The 15,352-nt window shown below is 37.7% G+C and carries 20 protein-coding genes and 1 pseudogene; 15 read left to right on the top strand and 6 right to left on the bottom strand.

The annotated features are described in order from the left end of the window. Positions 1-27 precede the first annotated feature (27 nt). The 6 genes from V6984_RS12185 (at position 28) to V6984_RS12160 (ending at position 4,457) form a co-directional block, all read left to right on the top strand. Positions 28-1,074 (top strand): toll/interleukin-1 receptor domain-containing protein, encoded by a 1,047-nt coding sequence (locus V6984_RS12185; RefSeq protein WP_342755908.1) that lies wholly within the window; start codon positions 28-30, stop codon positions 1,072-1,074. Further along, complete coding sequence (locus V6984_RS12180; protein WP_342755907.1) at positions 1,064-1,516, top strand: hypothetical protein; 453 nt, start codon at positions 1,064-1,066, stop codon at positions 1,514-1,516. The genes V6984_RS12185 and V6984_RS12180 overlap by 11 nt, the downstream gene beginning before the upstream one ends. A gap of 78 nt (positions 1,517-1,594) precedes the next feature. Next, the gene (locus V6984_RS12175) at positions 1,595-2,179 is read left to right on the top strand and encodes an SOS response-associated peptidase (protein WP_342755906.1); all 585 of its coding nucleotides are present in this window, start codon (positions 1,595-1,597) and stop codon (positions 2,177-2,179) included. Between the two features lie 141 nt (positions 2,180-2,320). Beyond that, positions 2,321-2,701 (top strand): nuclear transport factor 2 family protein, encoded by a 381-nt coding sequence (locus V6984_RS12170; RefSeq protein WP_342755905.1) that lies wholly within the window; start codon positions 2,321-2,323, stop codon positions 2,699-2,701. Positions 2,702-2,870: 169 nt separating this feature from the next. Then, positions 2,871-4,133: a DNA polymerase IV gene (locus tag V6984_RS12165; RefSeq protein ID WP_342755904.1), complete on the top strand. Its 1,263-nt coding sequence runs from the start codon at positions 2,871-2,873 to the stop codon at positions 4,131-4,133. 12 nt (positions 4,134-4,145) lie between these two features. Beyond that, on the top strand, positions 4,146-4,457 hold the full coding sequence (locus tag V6984_RS12160) for a hypothetical protein (protein ID WP_342755903.1): 312 nt from the start codon (positions 4,146-4,148) through the stop codon (positions 4,455-4,457). Positions 4,458-4,510: 53 nt separating this feature from the next. Here V6984_RS12160 and V6984_RS12155 read toward each other — a convergent pair whose 3' ends face one another. The 3 genes from V6984_RS12155 to V6984_RS12145 all read right to left on the bottom strand — a co-directional run bounded on the left by V6984_RS12155 (position 4,511) and on the right by V6984_RS12145 (position 5,996). Then, the gene (locus V6984_RS12155; RefSeq protein WP_342755902.1) at positions 4,511-5,335 is read right to left on the bottom strand and encodes a J domain-containing protein; all 825 of its coding nucleotides are present in this window, start codon (positions 5,333-5,335) and stop codon (positions 4,511-4,513) included. 17 nt (positions 5,336-5,352) lie between these two features. After that, positions 5,353-5,532 (bottom strand): helix-turn-helix domain-containing protein, encoded by a 180-nt coding sequence (locus V6984_RS12150; RefSeq protein ID WP_342755901.1) that lies wholly within the window; start codon positions 5,530-5,532, stop codon positions 5,353-5,355. Positions 5,533-5,672: 140 nt separating this feature from the next. Further along, positions 5,673-5,996, bottom strand: coding sequence for a helix-turn-helix transcriptional regulator (locus tag V6984_RS12145; RefSeq protein ID WP_342755900.1), 324 nt, complete (start codon positions 5,994-5,996; stop codon positions 5,673-5,675). 210 nt (positions 5,997-6,206) lie between these two features. Here V6984_RS12145 and V6984_RS12140 point away from each other — a divergent pair, with 210 nt between their 5' ends. The 4 genes from V6984_RS12140 to V6984_RS12125 all read left to right on the top strand — a co-directional run bounded on the left by V6984_RS12140 (position 6,207) and on the right by V6984_RS12125 (position 8,990). After that, positions 6,207-6,353 carry a helix-turn-helix transcriptional regulator gene (locus V6984_RS12140; protein WP_342755899.1) on the top strand — a complete coding sequence of 49 codons (147 nt, stop codon included), beginning with the start codon at positions 6,207-6,209 and terminating at the stop codon, positions 6,351-6,353. 11 nt (positions 6,354-6,364) lie between these two features. Then, positions 6,365-6,727 carry a hypothetical protein gene (locus V6984_RS12135; protein WP_342755898.1) on the top strand — a complete coding sequence of 121 codons (363 nt, stop codon included), beginning with the start codon at positions 6,365-6,367 and terminating at the stop codon, positions 6,725-6,727. A gap of 517 nt (positions 6,728-7,244) precedes the next feature. Next, complete coding sequence (locus V6984_RS12130; protein WP_342755897.1) at positions 7,245-7,409, top strand: hypothetical protein; 165 nt, start codon at positions 7,245-7,247, stop codon at positions 7,407-7,409. 75 nt (positions 7,410-7,484) lie between these two features. Beyond that, a complete protein-coding gene (locus V6984_RS12125; RefSeq protein WP_342755896.1) occupies positions 7,485-8,990 on the top strand; it encodes a recombinase family protein in 1,506 nt (501 codons plus the stop codon). A 42-nt stretch (positions 8,991-9,032) separates the two neighbouring features. Here V6984_RS12125 and V6984_RS12120 read toward each other — a convergent pair. From V6984_RS12120 to V6984_RS12110, 3 genes and pseudogenes are all read right to left on the bottom strand, one after another. After that, a pseudogene (locus V6984_RS12120) lies at positions 9,033-9,566 on the bottom strand (manganese catalase family protein); the annotation flags it as partial. Positions 9,567-9,569: 3 nt separating this feature from the next. After that, positions 9,570-9,839 (bottom strand): spore coat protein CotJB, encoded by a 270-nt coding sequence (locus tag V6984_RS12115; protein WP_342755895.1) that lies wholly within the window; start codon positions 9,837-9,839, stop codon positions 9,570-9,572. Further along, positions 9,836-10,006, bottom strand: coding sequence for a spore coat associated protein CotJA (locus tag V6984_RS12110; protein WP_342755894.1), 171 nt, complete (start codon positions 10,004-10,006; stop codon positions 9,836-9,838). The genes V6984_RS12115 and V6984_RS12110 overlap by 4 nt, the downstream gene beginning before the upstream one ends. A 174-nt stretch (positions 10,007-10,180) precedes the next feature. Between V6984_RS12110 and V6984_RS12105 the strand changes: the two genes are divergently transcribed. From V6984_RS12105 to V6984_RS12085, 5 genes are all read left to right on the top strand, one after another. Beyond that, the gene (locus V6984_RS12105) at positions 10,181-11,254 is read left to right on the top strand and encodes an ABC transporter ATP-binding protein (RefSeq protein ID WP_342755893.1); all 1,074 of its coding nucleotides are present in this window, start codon (positions 10,181-10,183) and stop codon (positions 11,252-11,254) included. Further along, complete coding sequence (locus V6984_RS12100) at positions 11,238-13,346, top strand: Gldg family protein (protein WP_342755892.1); 2,109 nt, start codon at positions 11,238-11,240, stop codon at positions 13,344-13,346. Before V6984_RS12105 ends, V6984_RS12100 begins: the two co-directional genes overlap by 17 nt. After that, complete coding sequence (locus V6984_RS12095; protein ID WP_342755891.1) at positions 13,322-13,948, top strand: DUF4340 domain-containing protein; 627 nt, start codon at positions 13,322-13,324, stop codon at positions 13,946-13,948. Before V6984_RS12100 ends, V6984_RS12095 begins: the two co-directional genes overlap by 25 nt. Positions 13,949-14,195: 247 nt before the next feature. Then, a complete protein-coding gene (locus tag V6984_RS12090) occupies positions 14,196-15,107 on the top strand; it encodes a DUF2268 domain-containing protein (protein ID WP_342755890.1) in 912 nt (303 codons plus the stop codon). Then, a complete protein-coding gene (locus V6984_RS12085) occupies positions 15,100-15,270 on the top strand; it encodes a hypothetical protein (RefSeq protein WP_342755889.1) in 171 nt (56 codons plus the stop codon). Before V6984_RS12090 ends, V6984_RS12085 begins: the two co-directional genes overlap by 8 nt. Positions 15,271-15,352: the final 82 nt, after the last annotated feature.

Here is a 15,352-nt window from a genome sequence, read left to right as displayed (position 1 = left end):
TATATATAAGAAAAAGGGGAATAAAAGATGACCGAAAGAAAAGCTGGATCAATAAGTAGAGGTAAGCAAAACAGAATTTTTATTAGTTGGTCGGGAAAAAATAGCAAAATAATTGCCAAAGAACTAAAAAATGTTTTTGAAAATAAAATTTTCGCAGGAACTGGATTAACTTGTTTTGTTTCGGATGTCGATATAGCATCTGGAACGGATTGGTGGGACAAAATTAAGGGAGAACTGAAGACTTGTAGATTGGGAATACTTTGTATCACAAAAGAAAATATTAGAGCACCTTGGATTTTTTTTGAAGCAGGAGCCATGGTGGCTCGGGAAATCCCTACAATACCACTATTAGTTAATTGTAATATAAACGCTCTTGACGGCTCACCTTTAAAAGGTAAACAATGCATAGATTTTCATGACCAACAGAAGTTTATTAAGATGGTAACTGATATTAATGTTCAGATGGCATTGATGTCGATACCATCGTTTCAGATGGATTCAATTTCAAAAGATGGATATGAAAGCCTTAAGACAGAACTTTCTTCAGTTATAAAAGAATTGAAAGATATACGAGTCTTTAATGCTAAGTATGTTTACCCTAGTCAGATAACAACAGTAAAGACAAGAACTGTTTTTATTAGTGCTCCAATGGCAAGCATTGACGATAATGAATATACGAATTTAAGAGAGTATATATTAAGTCTTAAAGAAGTACTTATTAGCATAGGGTTCTCTGATGTGAAATGCCCAATAATTAATATAGATACTCCGTCTTCTTTCGATGGAAATACTAAGGCAATAAGAGAAAATTTTATTGATCTTAAACAAGTAGATTGTATATTAGTTATCTATCCACAAAAATTACCATCAAGTACTCTGGTAGAGGTGGGATATGGAATTGCATTGAGTAAAAAATTGGTGATATTTCATAAGGATGGCTTACCGTACATTCTTAAGAGGGCCGGGGAAACAATTGGACACGTAAAAACTTTTGACTTTAAAAATTACTCCGATATTAGTAAAATTATAAAATCAAATGGGATGGCTATTTTTGAAGGGGAGAATGATGAGTAAGTTAAAAATATTTCTATCGGCACCAATATCGGCATTTAATGATGAAAAAAAATATGAAGATTACAGAAATTTATTATTTAGACTTATAATTTTTTTACGTGAGAATTACGACGTGTATTCTGAAATTGAGCAAATTTCAGGTCTGAGCTGTTATGACGAGCCTGGAAAGTCAGCAATGCAGGACTTTCAGCGTATTTTAGAGTCGAACATATTTATGTTACATCATCCCGCACGTATGCAAACTAGTGCTTTAATAGAATTGGGATATGCCTTTGCGGAAGGGAAAAAAATTATTCTAATTGGAGAACCTAAAAACCTGCCTTATTTGGCATTGGGTTTGGCTGCAAGTAGTTCTATGGTAAGGATTGTTTCCTCTTCTGAACTAAATAATCAAATATTAGAAGAAATTATGAGTGCAATAAATGATTTAGAGAGTCTGTAAAAGTTTTTCTTTAAATAAGATTGGAATGCTAATAAGACGTTAAAATTAGATGAAGTAAATTATATAAGGTAATTTGGTATGTGTGGAAGATATTATATTGATGACGAAATGGTAAATGAAATAGAGAAGATCGTACGCCAGGTGAATGATAAACTACACCATAAAGGCGATGTTTATCCAACCAACACGATACCGGTAATCCATGGCAGCAAAGAATCCCAGTCTGTTGAGCTTTCTAATATGACGTGGGGATTTCCTAAGTTTAATGAAAAAGGGGTAATCATTAACGCCAGATGCGAAACCGTAAAAGAGAAAAGGACATTTAGGGATTCTGTCCGGCAGCGGCGCTGCATTATCCCCGCCTCCGGATTTTATGAATGGGATAAGGAAAAGAATAAGGTCCGTTTTGAACGAAGAGACAGCAGCATTCTTTATATGGCCGGAGTATGGAAATCATATGAAGATGCCAAACGGTTTGTCATACTAACCACGCAGGCCAATGAGTCCGTCCGGGAGGTCCATGAGCGTATGCCCCTTCTGCTTGAAAAGAACGAGTTAGAAAACTGGATACTTGAAAGTGATTTTTTTGATTTTATATTGCTTAAAAAGTTGCCTCAACTCAAGCAAATCCGAGAATATGAGCAGTCAAAATTGTCTTTTTAAAGATGCTGTAAAATAATGCGAAAAATTAACACTTATAAACGGAGCAAATATTATAAATTATAATAAGGAGACAGTATTTGTTGTGCTTTACCGTATACTTTGAAATAGTTAATTAAGATTTTAAATCTGGGAGGAAAGTGCTTGAGTAATAAAAACATTGAAGAACTTGTATTTAAAAAAGAATATGACATGTGGAAAGCTGCAAGTAACCAGGATGAGGGGGCATTTAAAAAGCTGGTTGCAGATGATGCCATCATGATATGTGGCGGGTATCGGTGTCTTGGTGCTGAGTATGCCGAATTTATTAAGGATTTTAAAATAAATGGATATAAAATAAAAAATGAAGAAGTTATATTTTCAAGCGAAGAGGCTATACAGATACATTATGTTATTGATGTGAAATCTGAATTACCAGAAGCCGCTGAATTAAGTGGAGTTTTTCACGTTGTATCACTTTGGAGAATGAAGAATGACTTATGGAAACTCTGTTTTAATATGGATTCGAGAATTTTGGATATTTGAAAGTGGTTTTTCTGATTTTATCTTGCAAAAAAAGTTACCCCGATTCAAGCAGATCCGAGAATATGAGCAGTCAATATTGTCTTTTTAAAAGATGCTGTAAAATAATGCGAAAAATTACCACTTGTAAACAGAACAAATGTTCTGTACAATATACAAAGAGGTGGTAATCATGGAAAGAATCATTTTTCATATTGACGTAAATTCCGCCTTCCTATCCTGGGAGGCGGTTTTTCGATTAAAACACTTACTCGCAAAAGATGATCTTCGCGAGATTCCGTCTGCAGTTGGCGGCGATATAAGTCAAAGGCATGGAATCATACTTGCGAAATCGATACCGGCAAAGAAATTTAAGATAAAGACGGGTGAGTCTATTCCGGAAGCCTTGAAAAAATGTCCTAATCTTATTCTCGTGCAGCCAAACTATAACTTATATGAACAGTCCTCAAAAGCCTTTTTGAATATTTTACACGAGTATACACCGGTAGTTGAGCAATACAGTATCGATGAGGCCTTTATGGATATGACCGGTACACAGTCTTTATGGGGAGAGCCGGTGGCTGTGGCAAACAAGATAAAGGACCAGATCCGGGAGGAACTGGGATTTACCGTCAACATCGGAGTGTCGACCAACAAGCTCTTGGCGAAAATGGCGGGGGACTTTCGGAAACCCGATTTGGTGCATACACTTTTCCCGGATGAGATACCCAATAAAATGTGGCCGTTGCCGGTATCGGATTTGTTCTTTGTAGGAAGGGCAACCAACAAGAAGCTGCTGAATTTAGGGATCACCACGATAGGGAAATTAGCTCATGCCGATCTTGATATGCTCCGTTGTCATTTTAAGAAGCATGGGGAAGTAATATGGGCGTTCGCAAATGGAATTGATACGTCAATTGTGGAAGAGACAAGGCCGGATAATAAAGGGTATGGAAACAGCACGACTATTTCTTTTGATGCAAGAGATACTGAAACAGCAAAAAAAGTACTGCTGTCTTTAGCGGAGACTGTCGGTACCAGACTTCGAAGCGACTGGGTTAAGGCCGGGGTGGTGTCTGTTGGAATAAAGGATTTTGAATTTCATTATGTTGGCCATCAAATGGTTCTGGATACTCCCACCAATATAACCGCTGAAATATATAGATACGCATGTAAACTCTTTGATGAATTGTGGGATGGCAGCCCCATCAGGCATTTAGGCATCCATACATCCAGGATCGTACCAGGGGATGATCCCCGGCAGCTTTCGTTTTTTAATTGCTTCGATTATGAGAAGCAGGAAAAATTAGACACTGCAATTGACAGCATACGTCTAAAGTATGGTATTGACGCGGTAAAAAGGGCATCCTTTATAAGATCTCCGATAGATCACATGTCAGGGGGAATTTCGAGGGAGAAGCGGACCGTAGATTATAGCAAAATAGATATCAGGTAGAGGTGATTTATTATGTCGACTTTTGGCATAGGTATAAACGCGCATATGACCGATGCAGGAGTTATCCATGGAAGACAATTTGAAGTAGCGTGTGATTGCTGGTTTACGAGCAAATGTACTTCCCGTCCTATGGTGGTCAAGTTTGAGGGAGAGGACGGAGAAATACAAACCATTAAGAATATACAGGTCATTGTAAGTGAAAATAAGAACTATTCCGGGATACCCTCGATAGAATATCTATGTAAAGCAATTATTGGAGGGATCATGCAGGAATTTAAATTGATTTTTTTCCCTGCTGAATGCAGATGGTTGATGGTAATATGAAAAAGGGAGCCAGGCATGGGCTCCCTTGATAGACGTTGCGTGTATGCATAATACTAGCTATATTCTGAAATTAACTTATTATATTCTTTTTGAATCTGCTGTGTAATAGAAGTATCGCCGGCGCTGTTATCGGGATGATATATTTTAAGCAGATCACGATAACGCTTCTTTAACCCCTCTGAATCACTAACCCCTTTGAACCAATCAGGAGAAGGCGGATTAGAAGAAGGCGTTCTCATTTCTTCTTCTACAGCTTTACCATTAAGAATCCTTTTATAATATCTGTTACAGTCCATTGTTACTGGTATATCTCGATTTTTTATCCACCAAGTCTTAAAAGAGAAGAATAATTCATTAGGATTTGTGTCTTGAAACATGTATAGCGTTGTTTTCAGTGAGTATATATAACTATTCCAGTCTTTATTAAAATAATAATTATCCTCTTCATTTAAACAATAACTTTGAATATAAGCATACTCTTTTGAATCTTTAAGATCGGGATATACGGCATAAATGTCTTTGCAATATTTTAAGATTGCTTTTTGTAATTTTCGGCTTTTGCGGGTTTTTAAGTTATATATCATATCGGAAAATAAATTAAACCAAAAGAAATCAGGCTTAAATATACGGATAATTGCCTCAGTCAAAGACAAGACACTAAAGATAACAATTAAAGCGCCGAAAATGAGCCATAAGATAATAGTTAAATCCCTTGTAAATATCATCTGATAGATTTTACTATCCGGATAAGACCATATAAAAACAGTTGCAACAAACCAGCATAAAGGATAGATCAGCCTGGTCTTTAAAAGAATATAGTAAATAATTCTTAGAACGAAAAGTATAATATCAAATAATATTTCGAAAATGAATCCCATAAAATAATCCCCCTCAATTATAGTAAATCATAAGGATTTACATTCAATGCTTTTGATATTTTTAATCCATTTGAAAAACTTGGCTCTCTTACACAGGCTCTATAACTATCAATTGTTCTTTTTGATATTCCAGTTTCGATAGAAAGCCATTCTGACGTTTTTTCAAATTTATTTAAATAGTAATTAAGCTTAACCATAGCAAGCACCTCTTTATTTATTATATCATAAAAAAGTGGTTGCTACAATAGTAGTATGAGGATGGAATAAACTTTAATAAACATAACAATATTTGTGTGAAAATAATTGTTATTCAATTAAGATAATTAAAATAAAGTATTTAAATTTTCATTTTTTTACTTTGTGCAATATAGCCTTTTACAAATCCGATACATTCGGAACGTTCAGAAACTGGAATTTCAGAATATAATTTTAGCCATTTAAGTTCATCTTCAGTAAGGTGCTTTTTTGAAATATCAAGAAGTAAATAATCTGTTGTAACGTTAAATATTTGTGCTAGTTTAATTATTGTAGATGCATCTGGTTGCCTTCGTTTTTGTTCGTACATCCCCACAGTACTAGTGGATATAGCCAATATATCAGCTAAATCTTTTTGAGACATATTTTTCTCTTGTCGTAATAGTTTAATTTTATCCCCAATCATCCTACACCTCCCTATTTACTGATAGTATCAAACAGAATGACAATAAATCCACATAACACACGAATAGTGTGAATAACATTTAAAATATGCTTTACAGCACACGTAAAGTGTGATATATTAGCGATGTACACACATTACGTGTGGGAATAATCGGGCGGGTATTATTAAATGAGACGACAAAACCTAATAAATTTTAGAAAAAGTAAACATATGACAATAAGAGAAATGGCCAGATCTTTGGGGGTATCAAAATCATATTATGAAAAAATAGAATATGGAGAAAGAAGCCCTAGTTATAATTTCATGCGCAAATTTAAAGATGAATACCCTAATGCTAACGTAGATTTTATTTTATAAAGGAGTATGCTTTGAAAAAAATATATACTAAATGGAATATTTTGGATTACATATTTTTTATAATGGACCAATTAGTAAATCTTGCTATAGAATATAAAACCGAACCAGATGTAGAATGTATGATTGAAGCAGAGACTAAGTATCTAAAAGCTGAGAATAATTCATTGAAGGAATTACAATATCCTAAAAAAGTAATTAAAGATGAGAGGAATTATTGTTGTCCAAATTCTAAGTGTAAAAAAGAAATTTCATCTGTTTTGATAGAAAAGTACAAGATTAAATTTTGTCCAGAATGTGGTCAGAGAATTTATTATCTTACGACATCTCGCCGCGTGGATAACGAAGCGGAAGAATGCCAGAGGTTAAGTAGTTAATAAAAGGCTTTTGATTTCTTCATAGAATCTAGGTCTTATTATTATAGAAGCGATCTTTGAAAAAAACATGATAAGTGGTGATTATCATGTCATATAAAGACCGGAAACGTCTGTTTATGTGGAGCTTAAATAGAAGTAACGCCATAATCCGAATATAGAGTATATCTTATGAGGGGAGCGGTAACTGTTCTATTAACTATTTCGTGGTGAGAAATGGAGCGATGAGGCATAAAGCAGTAATAATGATACTCCCTTATAGCCACAGTCCGAGCGTTAAGAGCGTCGCAGGCAATGGATAGGGCCGCATGAGAACCATGCGGGAGATAAGATTCTCGTGGAGCAGACCAACTGCCGCCGGCAAGAAAATAGTGAATTTAATGTGATGTATGTTCATTCATCACAAACCCCTTTAAAATGCTGATGCACGTCCCCCTTACGTGCATCACATTAAGTTCATTATCATGTAATAGGACAAAACAGAAAAAGAATAAGATATTGTAAACAAGGAGGCCGATTTATGGAACAGACAATACTTTTATCTAAGGAAGAAAATATGAGCAATAAGCTGCCATTTACGATTGTCAACAAGAAGCCAGTATTTTCTGCCGACGAAGAACTAAAAAATAGAAAATATGTCGAAAAGGAACTGTATGAAGTTTATAGAAAGTACAGTAATCATTGATTCAAAATAGGAGAATAAGGTATAATGTCATAGATAAAGAGTGACTGTCCTTACCGTTTATAAAGGAGGTTTAAGGTGTATCCTATTGATGCATTATACGCCAGACAGTCATTAGACAAAAAAGATAGTATATCCATCGAAAGCCAACTTGACTTTTGCAGATACGAAACCCATGGGAACGAATATGAAACTTTTGTCGATAAAGGGTTTAGCGGCAAGAATACCAACCGTCCTGATTTTGAAAGATTGATAAAAGCCATAAAAGAAGGAAAGATAAAAAGAGTAATTGTTTACAAACTTGACCGTATAAGCCGTTCTATTCTGGATTTTTCCAATATGATGGAGCTGTTTCAGAAGTACAATGTTGAGTTTGTTTCTTCCACAGAAAAGTTTGACACTTCTACGCCAATGGGACGTGCAATGTTAAATATCTGTATCGTTTTCGCCCAGCTTGAGAGAGAAACGATACAAAAGCGAGTTACGGATGCTTACTATTCAAAGAGCCATAGGGGATATTATATGGGCGGCCGTATTCCCTATGGCTTTAGGCTTGAAGAGACTAGTATTGACGGCGTTCTCACTTCCAGATTCATTCCCGATCCGGAAGAAGCGAACAGAGTTAAAATGATATTTGATATGTACGCAAATCAGGACGCAACGTTGGGAGATATCTTTAGACGACTTATAAGTGATGGATCTGGAGATGATAAAAAGTGGTGTACGGCAAGAATCAGTGATATTATAAGAAATCCGATCTATGTAAGAGCAGATATTGATATTTATAACTTTTTTCTAAGTCAGGGTACTAACATCATAAGTGAGGCAGCTTGCTTTATAGGTTCCAACGGCGCTTTTTTGTATAAAGGCAAGGATAAGGATAGGAGAAAGCAATCGGATCTGACTGACCGGGATTTAGTGCTTGCCCCGCATGAAGGTATCATTGATTCGGAAACATGGCTTAAATGCCGTTGGAAGCTATTAAACAACAATCAATGTGCCCGTACAAAAAAAGGGAAACGTTCCTGGCTGACCGGAAAAGTAAAATGCAAAAAATGTGGTTATGCTTATATTGTTACAAAATCCAATACTACCGGATTACGTTACCTGCAGTGTTCTGGAATGAGATATAATATTAGATGTAAGGGGAGTGAGCAGACGATTTATGCTCATATCTTTGAAAATCACATCTATAATGAAATGAAAGAGGAGCTTAAAAAGTTCCAGTATTTGTCAAATGAAATCGAGAAGTCCGGGAACGTATCTTATAGTAAGTATAAAATGGAAATGCTGGAAATGGACAAGGAAATAGAAGCCTTGCTCAATAAGGTCTCTGAGGCATCAACTACGTTAATGCAATATATCAATATGCGTATAGATCAACTGGATGCCGAAAAGAAAAAGCTGCAGGAGAAGATCATTTCCTTATCTGCCAATAAACCAATAAATAATTTGGAGAAGATAAATAATCATATTGAAATTTGGGATGAATTGAGTATAGAAGATAAACAGAAGATTGCTGATATTCTCATTAAAGTCATTTACATAGATAATGATACGATTTCTATTGAATGGAACATATGATACTTCTCTAAAACCAAAGCAAATTTTTTTATTTATATATGTACGCTTTGCTTCACCGAAACGCTGAAAATGTACGATTTCTCTTGCACGCAGGAAACGGATTGGTTCACAAACTTCCTGATCGTGAATGAGACGTAAAATGTTGTCGTATGTGGAACGCGCTTTCTGCTCTGCAGCCATATCTTCTACTAAATCAGTAATAGGGTCCCCCTTCGATTGGAATTGATTAGCATTAAAGGGTACTCCGCCTGCGGCCTGCGGCCAGATTCCTACGGTATGATCTACATAATAATTAGCGAAGCCGGAGTTTTCTATTTCTTCCATAGAGAGGTTTTTCGTTAATTGGTGAACAATGGTAGCCACCATTTCCAGATGGGCTAATTCCTCCGTACCGATGTCGGTAAGTAGTCCGGCCACTTCATTATAGGGCATGGCATATCTCTGTGAAAGATAACGCATGGAAGCGCCCATTTCTCCGTCAGGCCCACCGTACTGGCTTATGATAACTTGGGCAAGTTTTGCATTGGGCTGGGTGATCTTTACCGGAAACTGTAATCTTTTTTCATAACTCCACATATACTAACATCCTCCTTCCCAAGGCATAGGCTGTAATGCCCATTTCCACTCTTTACTGCTATTATCCGCAACGGAAAGCGAAAGAGGCCCGAATTTGTTCGAATAATCCCTCATCATCTGGTTTTTTAGACGCATATAATGATTGAAGTATTCCATAGCTTCCCTGTCCGTAGGGTGAGTGTCCAGATATAATGTCATCTCAACGGCAACGAAATCCACCACACCGATATTATGCAGCATGTTTTCCTGCTCTGTGCTCATTTTTGGATTCATTTTACGCATCTCCTTCCTGTAAAAGGTTTTGCTAACTCCGGAAAAACAGTGCCAATACAGTAGGCTTTATCCAAATCATCATAAATTTGCGTAAGATTCTGCCACGGTACATATGCCATAGCTACCGGAAAACGGTCCAAATATTCATTAAAATTATAATCCTGCATAATACTCCTTTCATAAGTTTAGAATATTTTTAATACATTATATGATAGGGATATTTTGGGGTGTTAATATCTTCACATTTTTTTCACATAATCTAAAGAAAATAAACACAATTTAATATTACATTAGTAGAAGAAAACTGTCTGTGAATTCAGGCGGACAAGGAGGATATTATTTTGATTGAGGTTGAGAACTTAGTAAAAAAGTATGGAGGGCATACCGCTGTAGACCACCTGAGCTTTCATGTGGAAAAGGGACAAATCTACGGTTTCTTAGGACCTAACGGCGCAGGGAAATCTACGACAATGAATATCATGACCGGCTATCTGGCGGCTACCGAGGGGAGCGTTAAGATTAACGGTTACGATATTCTCACAAATCCGGAGGAGGCAAAAAGGTGCATCGGTTATCTGCCTGAATTTCCTCCGCTTTATCCTGAAATGACCGTACATGAATATTTGAAATTCGTAGCGGAACTTAAAAAGATTTCTAAAGAAGAGAGAAAGAAACAAATAGAAGAAGTCATGGATATGACAATGATATCAGATGTCTCCAAGAGGCTCATTAAGAACCTTTCTAAGGGGTATAAACAGCGTGTCGGCCTAGCGCAGGCAATTCTGGGATATCCTGAGGTAATCATACTGGATGAGCCGACGGTAGGTCTGGACCCGAAGCAGATCATTGAGATCAGAGATTTGATCCGCAGGCTTGGAGAAAATCATACTGTAATCCTAAGCTCCCATATTTTATCCGAGGTGAGTGCGGTTTGTGACCATATCATGATTATTTCTAAGGGTAAGCTGGTGGCAAGCGATTCGCCGGAGGGCTTACAAAAGTTAAAAACCGGAACGGCAGATTTGAATATAACAGTACTTGGCAATAAAGAAGAAATTCAATTAGTGCTTGGAAATATCACCGGTATAAAAGAGATTGCATACATAGAAAACGAAGATGCCGTGGAGATTTCTATCACGACTCCCTCGGATGTGGACATCAGCCGCGAGGCGGGAACTGCCTTGGCAGAGAACGAGCTTCCGGTAATCGCTATGAGCAGACAGGCTGAGACCTTGGAGGATATTTTTCTGCAGCTTACTTCGTCAGAGGAAAGCAAGGATGCGGGAAGAGCAAGTGATGAGGAAGAAAACGATACCGAAATCGATGAAAACGATAATAAGGAACAACATGAAGAGATTAAAGTAACTGCTGAAGCGGAAGAAGAGGGGGAGAACGAAGATGACGGCAATATTTAAAAGGGAGTTTAAATCTTATTTTCAATCCTTTATCGGATGCTTGTTCATCGGCATTATTTTATGTATTACCGGTATTTATGTAACGGTATATAACCTGCTTAGCGGCTATCCGAAGATTTCATACGCACTTTCCGGCATTATATTTATTTTCATTATCAGTGTACCGATTCTGACGATGAGAATACTTGCTGAGGAGAGGAGACAGAAGACGGATCAGCTTATTTTGACAGCACCCATATCGGTAGGCAAAATTGTAGCGGGTAAGTTTTTTGCTCTTGGGGCGGTATTTACTATTCCTGTCCTTATCATATGTATATACCCGATCGTTCTGAGCGTATTCGGAACGGTGTCCTTTTTGGAAGCCTATGTATCCATTTTTGCATTTTATCTGTACGGACTTACCTGTATCGCGATCGGTATTTTTATTTCCTCTTTGACGGAAAGTCAGGTAATCGCCGCAGTTATTTCCTTTGCTGTATTATTTCTGGGCTATGTAATGGCAGGAATATGTAATATGATTTCAACAACAGGAAATCTTCTTACGAAGATACTCAGAGCCTTCGACCTGATATCGCGTTTTGACAATATGGTGGAGGGAACTTTCAATTTAAAGAGCGCGGTATATTATGTCACGATTATTTTACTGGCACTTTTTTTGACCACTCAGTCTATCCAGAAGAGACGCTACAGTGTATCGGTAAAGAGCTTGAAAATAGGGGCGTACAGTTCCGCCATGGTGGTAATATCCATTGCTGCTGCAGTGGTCTTGAATCTATTTGTTTCGGAGATCCCGACTAAATATACGGCTTTTGACGTAACGGCGAATAAGCTGTTTTCACTGTCGGATGAAACGAAGGACTTGCTTGGAAAAGTAGAGGAGGACGTAACGATTTATGTTTTGTCCAATGAAAGCTCACAGGATACGACTTTGAAAAAGACGCTGGAGCAGTACGAGCAGCTTTCCGGCCATATAAATATTTCTTATGTGGACCCGCTTGTTAATCCGAAGTTCTATACACAGTATACAGATGCTTCCGTATCGAGAAATAGTTTGATCGTAGTCAGCGATAAAAGAAATAAGGTAGTGGATTACAGTTCTGTTTTCGAAACAAGCATGGATTATACGACCTATGAAACGACGATAACAGGCTATGACGGAGAGGGTCAGATTACAAGCGCTATTTCCTATGTGACCAGCGATAATATGCCGAAAATGTACGTATTGGAGGGACATGGTGAGCTGGCTTTTGAGACAGATTTTAATGATACGATAGCAAAGGCGAATATCGATTACGAATCCATTAATCTGTTGCAGTATGACAGCATTCCGGAAGATGCAGAAGGAATCATTATCAATGCGCCTACGTCTGATTTTTCCGAGGACGATACGAACAAGGTGTTGAATTATTTGCAAAAGGGCGGAAATGCGCTGATCATCAGTACATGGACGGATGCGGACATGACGAATTTCTACAAGATTCTGGACTATTACAGCGTAGGTGTAGCGGATGGCCTGGTATTAGAGGGAGCCGAGGGCGCTTATTATCAAAGTCCTTTCTACATATTGCCTACGGTGGAATCGGACACGGTTACCAGTTCTGCCAGCGATTCGTATATATTTGCACCTTATGCACAGGGATTCCTTTTGCCGGAAGATACGGGGGATGATTTATCTCTTACACCTCTTCTTTCCACTAGTGACGAAGCTTATGCAAGAGCGGACGTGAACGGAACGACGGATTATTCGAAACAGGAGGGCGACGTGGATGGTCCCTTTACCTTGGGAGTAAAAGCAGTAAAGACAAACGGTGAGACGCAGTCCACAGCAGTCATTTATTCCAGCGAAAATTTGTTTACGGATGCGGCAGATTCAATGGTATCCGGTGCGAATATGAAGTTGTTTGCCGGATCACTTGGTGAAATGACGGAGGAAACGGAAGGAATCGCCATTCCGGTTAAAAGCTATGAAGAAAGTTATTTGACTATCCCGCAGTCTTATATTATTTTACTAGGCCTTTTGGTTACAGTAATTATGCCGTTAGCAGTTCTGGCAGGAGGATTCGTCGTTTGGTTAAAGCGAAGAAAGGCATAGGATATATCATGAAAAAACAGAAAATACAATTGACAGTCATTCTGATTCTTCTTATTGCAACAGCTGCCGCATATGCCGGAGTGAAATATTATAATAACAATCATACGGAGGAAGAAGAGACGGCATCATATACTATAACGCAGGACGATGCGTCTTCCGTAAAGGAACTTTCCCTGACAAACGATAACGGGGAGCTTTCCTTTACGAAGGAGGGCGATGTTTGGTATGAGAACAGCGATAAAACAGTGAGCATAGATGCAGGTGCGCTGGAAAATATTATTGAAGAGGCGGTTTCCGTTACCAGCGAGGATGTGATTGAAAATGTGGAGGATATGTCTCAGTACGGTCTGGACAATCCTGAGATTACGGTAACCTATACTACAGAGAACGGAAATATTACATTGGAAATAGGGGATTATAATTCCGCTGTGTCTAAATATTACGTTTGCGTGAAGGGGGAGAACATGGTTTATACCATGGATAGCACTGCGAGAGATTCTTTTACGAAAAGTCTGGATGATTTGAAGACCGTTGAGACGGAAACGCTGGATAGTGAAAGTACCGAGGCGGACGGAGAAAGCTTTGAGACGGATGGGGAATAGAAATATTCTAGAGGTCCCATTATTGTTAAGAAAAAGATATTTGAATATAGATATCCCATGTATAGGCGTTTGGTACATGGGATATTTTTGTTTAGGCATGATTGAAGTGCGAGCGAAAAAGCCATTATCATAAGTCTGACTTACTTTGGAATGTATACAAGCAATATTTTTTGCAAGACCACTTGACCCTGTCGTTGCGTCATAGCGTATAGAAAAATATAGATATAGCAGAAATGGAGTTTATGATATGGAAATTAGAAGCGTCCGTTCGGATGAAATTTACAAGAAGATATTAACCTCACCGTCAGATAAAAAAGATGATATTTATCGGTACGAGTTAATGAAGCCCTTTGAATTCAAGTGGTCTTGCTACAATATTCCTTTGAAAGCCCCGCAAAAAGATGGATATGATGTGATTATGGCAAGTAGTATGTTAGGCTTCTTAACACCAACCAAAGTGAATGATGCTCAAAGCGAAAGCATTGAATTGCTTTCTGAAAATCAGTTTTGGGACAAGTGTCAAGAATCTATTGAAGTTTCTATAAACGCTTTTGTGAATGCGGGTATTGAACTTCCAGTCAAAAGCTATCTTTTTACGATATTGCTTTCTGACCCGGAAAGTCCATATACAATCTTGAACGAAGGATATTGCGGAGACGGTGGAATACCCGGTTACATTTTTGGTTCCTTAATTCCGAATACCTACACCCTGAACCGTATGCCTGTTGCGCTTGCACATGAGTCTAATCATAACGTCCGTTTCCAATTTGAAAAATGGAGAAATGATATATCACTGGCAGGAATGATGGTCAACGAAGGATTGGCGGAAAACTTTGCTGTGTCAATCTATGGTGAGGAAATGGTTGGCCCATGGGTTGCAAAAACAGATGCAGATACGCTCAATGGATATATAAAGCCTATCATCAAAGAGGGACTTGAAGTAACAGGACTGGAAAATTTGACAGCGTATCTTTATGGTGATGAAATGGCGAATATGCAAGGCTATTTTCCTGTAGGTCTGCCATATTGTGCCGGGTATGCCTGCGGCTACCACATGATAAAGCATTATTTGAAGAAAACAGGAAGAACCATTATTGAAGCAACTTTAACACCTGCGGAAGAAATTCTTAGAGAGATTGAGGATTTTTGGGATGAATAAGGACGAGATAATGACTGTAAATAGTGTTGCAAAAATGGAATTAATTGAACTTATTGATAAGGCTTTAAAAGGAGAAAGCATAATAAATTTATCGGAATTTGTAAATCAAGCAATCATAATTTACTGTAATAACAATACAGACAATAAAAATCGAATAATTTGAGCATATCATTCATCTATGTATGGGAAAGGAATTGGCAGCGCACAGGATGCGTAAAAAAGGAATAGAAAAAGGTAGAAAAGAC

The sequence above is a fragment of the Kineothrix sp. IPX-CK genome (assembly GCF_039134705.1).
Classification (GTDB): domain Bacteria; phylum Bacillota; class Clostridia; order Lachnospirales; family Lachnospiraceae; genus Kineothrix; species Kineothrix sedimenti.
Note: the sequence above shows the minus strand (reverse complement) of the source record. Positions and strands in the feature narration are given on the sequence as shown.

Coding starts and splice junctions, on each gene's coding strand:
- V6984_RS12185 (WP_342755908.1), top strand. CDS start 28: ATGACCGAAAGAAAAGCTGGATCAATAAGTAGAGGTAAGCAAAACAGA.
- V6984_RS12180 (WP_342755907.1), top strand. CDS start 1,064: ATGATGAGTAAGTTAAAAATATTTCTATCGGCACCAATATCGGCATTT.
- V6984_RS12175 (WP_342755906.1), top strand. CDS start 1,595: ATGTGTGGAAGATATTATATTGATGACGAAATGGTAAATGAAATAGAG.
- V6984_RS12165 (WP_342755904.1), top strand. CDS start 2,871: ATGGAAAGAATCATTTTTCATATTGACGTAAATTCCGCCTTCCTATCC.
- V6984_RS12160 (WP_342755903.1), top strand. CDS start 4,146: ATGTCGACTTTTGGCATAGGTATAAACGCGCATATGACCGATGCAGGA.
- V6984_RS12155 (WP_342755902.1), bottom strand. CDS start 5,335: ATGGGATTCATTTTCGAAATATTATTTGATATTATACTTTTCGTTCTA.
- V6984_RS12150 (WP_342755901.1), bottom strand. CDS start 5,532: ATGGTTAAGCTTAATTACTATTTAAATAAATTTGAAAAAACGTCAGAA.
- V6984_RS12145 (WP_342755900.1), bottom strand. CDS start 5,996: ATGATTGGGGATAAAATTAAACTATTACGACAAGAGAAAAATATGTCT.
- V6984_RS12140 (WP_342755899.1), top strand. CDS start 6,207: ATGACAATAAGAGAAATGGCCAGATCTTTGGGGGTATCAAAATCATAT.
- V6984_RS12130 (WP_342755897.1), top strand. CDS start 7,245: ATGGAACAGACAATACTTTTATCTAAGGAAGAAAATATGAGCAATAAG.
- V6984_RS12115 (WP_342755895.1), bottom strand. CDS start 9,839: ATGAATCCAAAAATGAGCACAGAGCAGGAAAACATGCTGCATAATATC.
- V6984_RS12110 (WP_342755894.1), bottom strand. CDS start 10,006: ATGCAGGATTATAATTTTAATGAATATTTGGACCGTTTTCCGGTAGCT.
- V6984_RS12100 (WP_342755892.1), top strand. CDS start 11,238: ATGACGGCAATATTTAAAAGGGAGTTTAAATCTTATTTTCAATCCTTT.
- V6984_RS12090 (WP_342755890.1), top strand. CDS start 14,196: ATGGAAATTAGAAGCGTCCGTTCGGATGAAATTTACAAGAAGATATTA.
- V6984_RS12085 (WP_342755889.1), top strand. CDS start 15,100: ATGAATAAGGACGAGATAATGACTGTAAATAGTGTTGCAAAAATGGAA.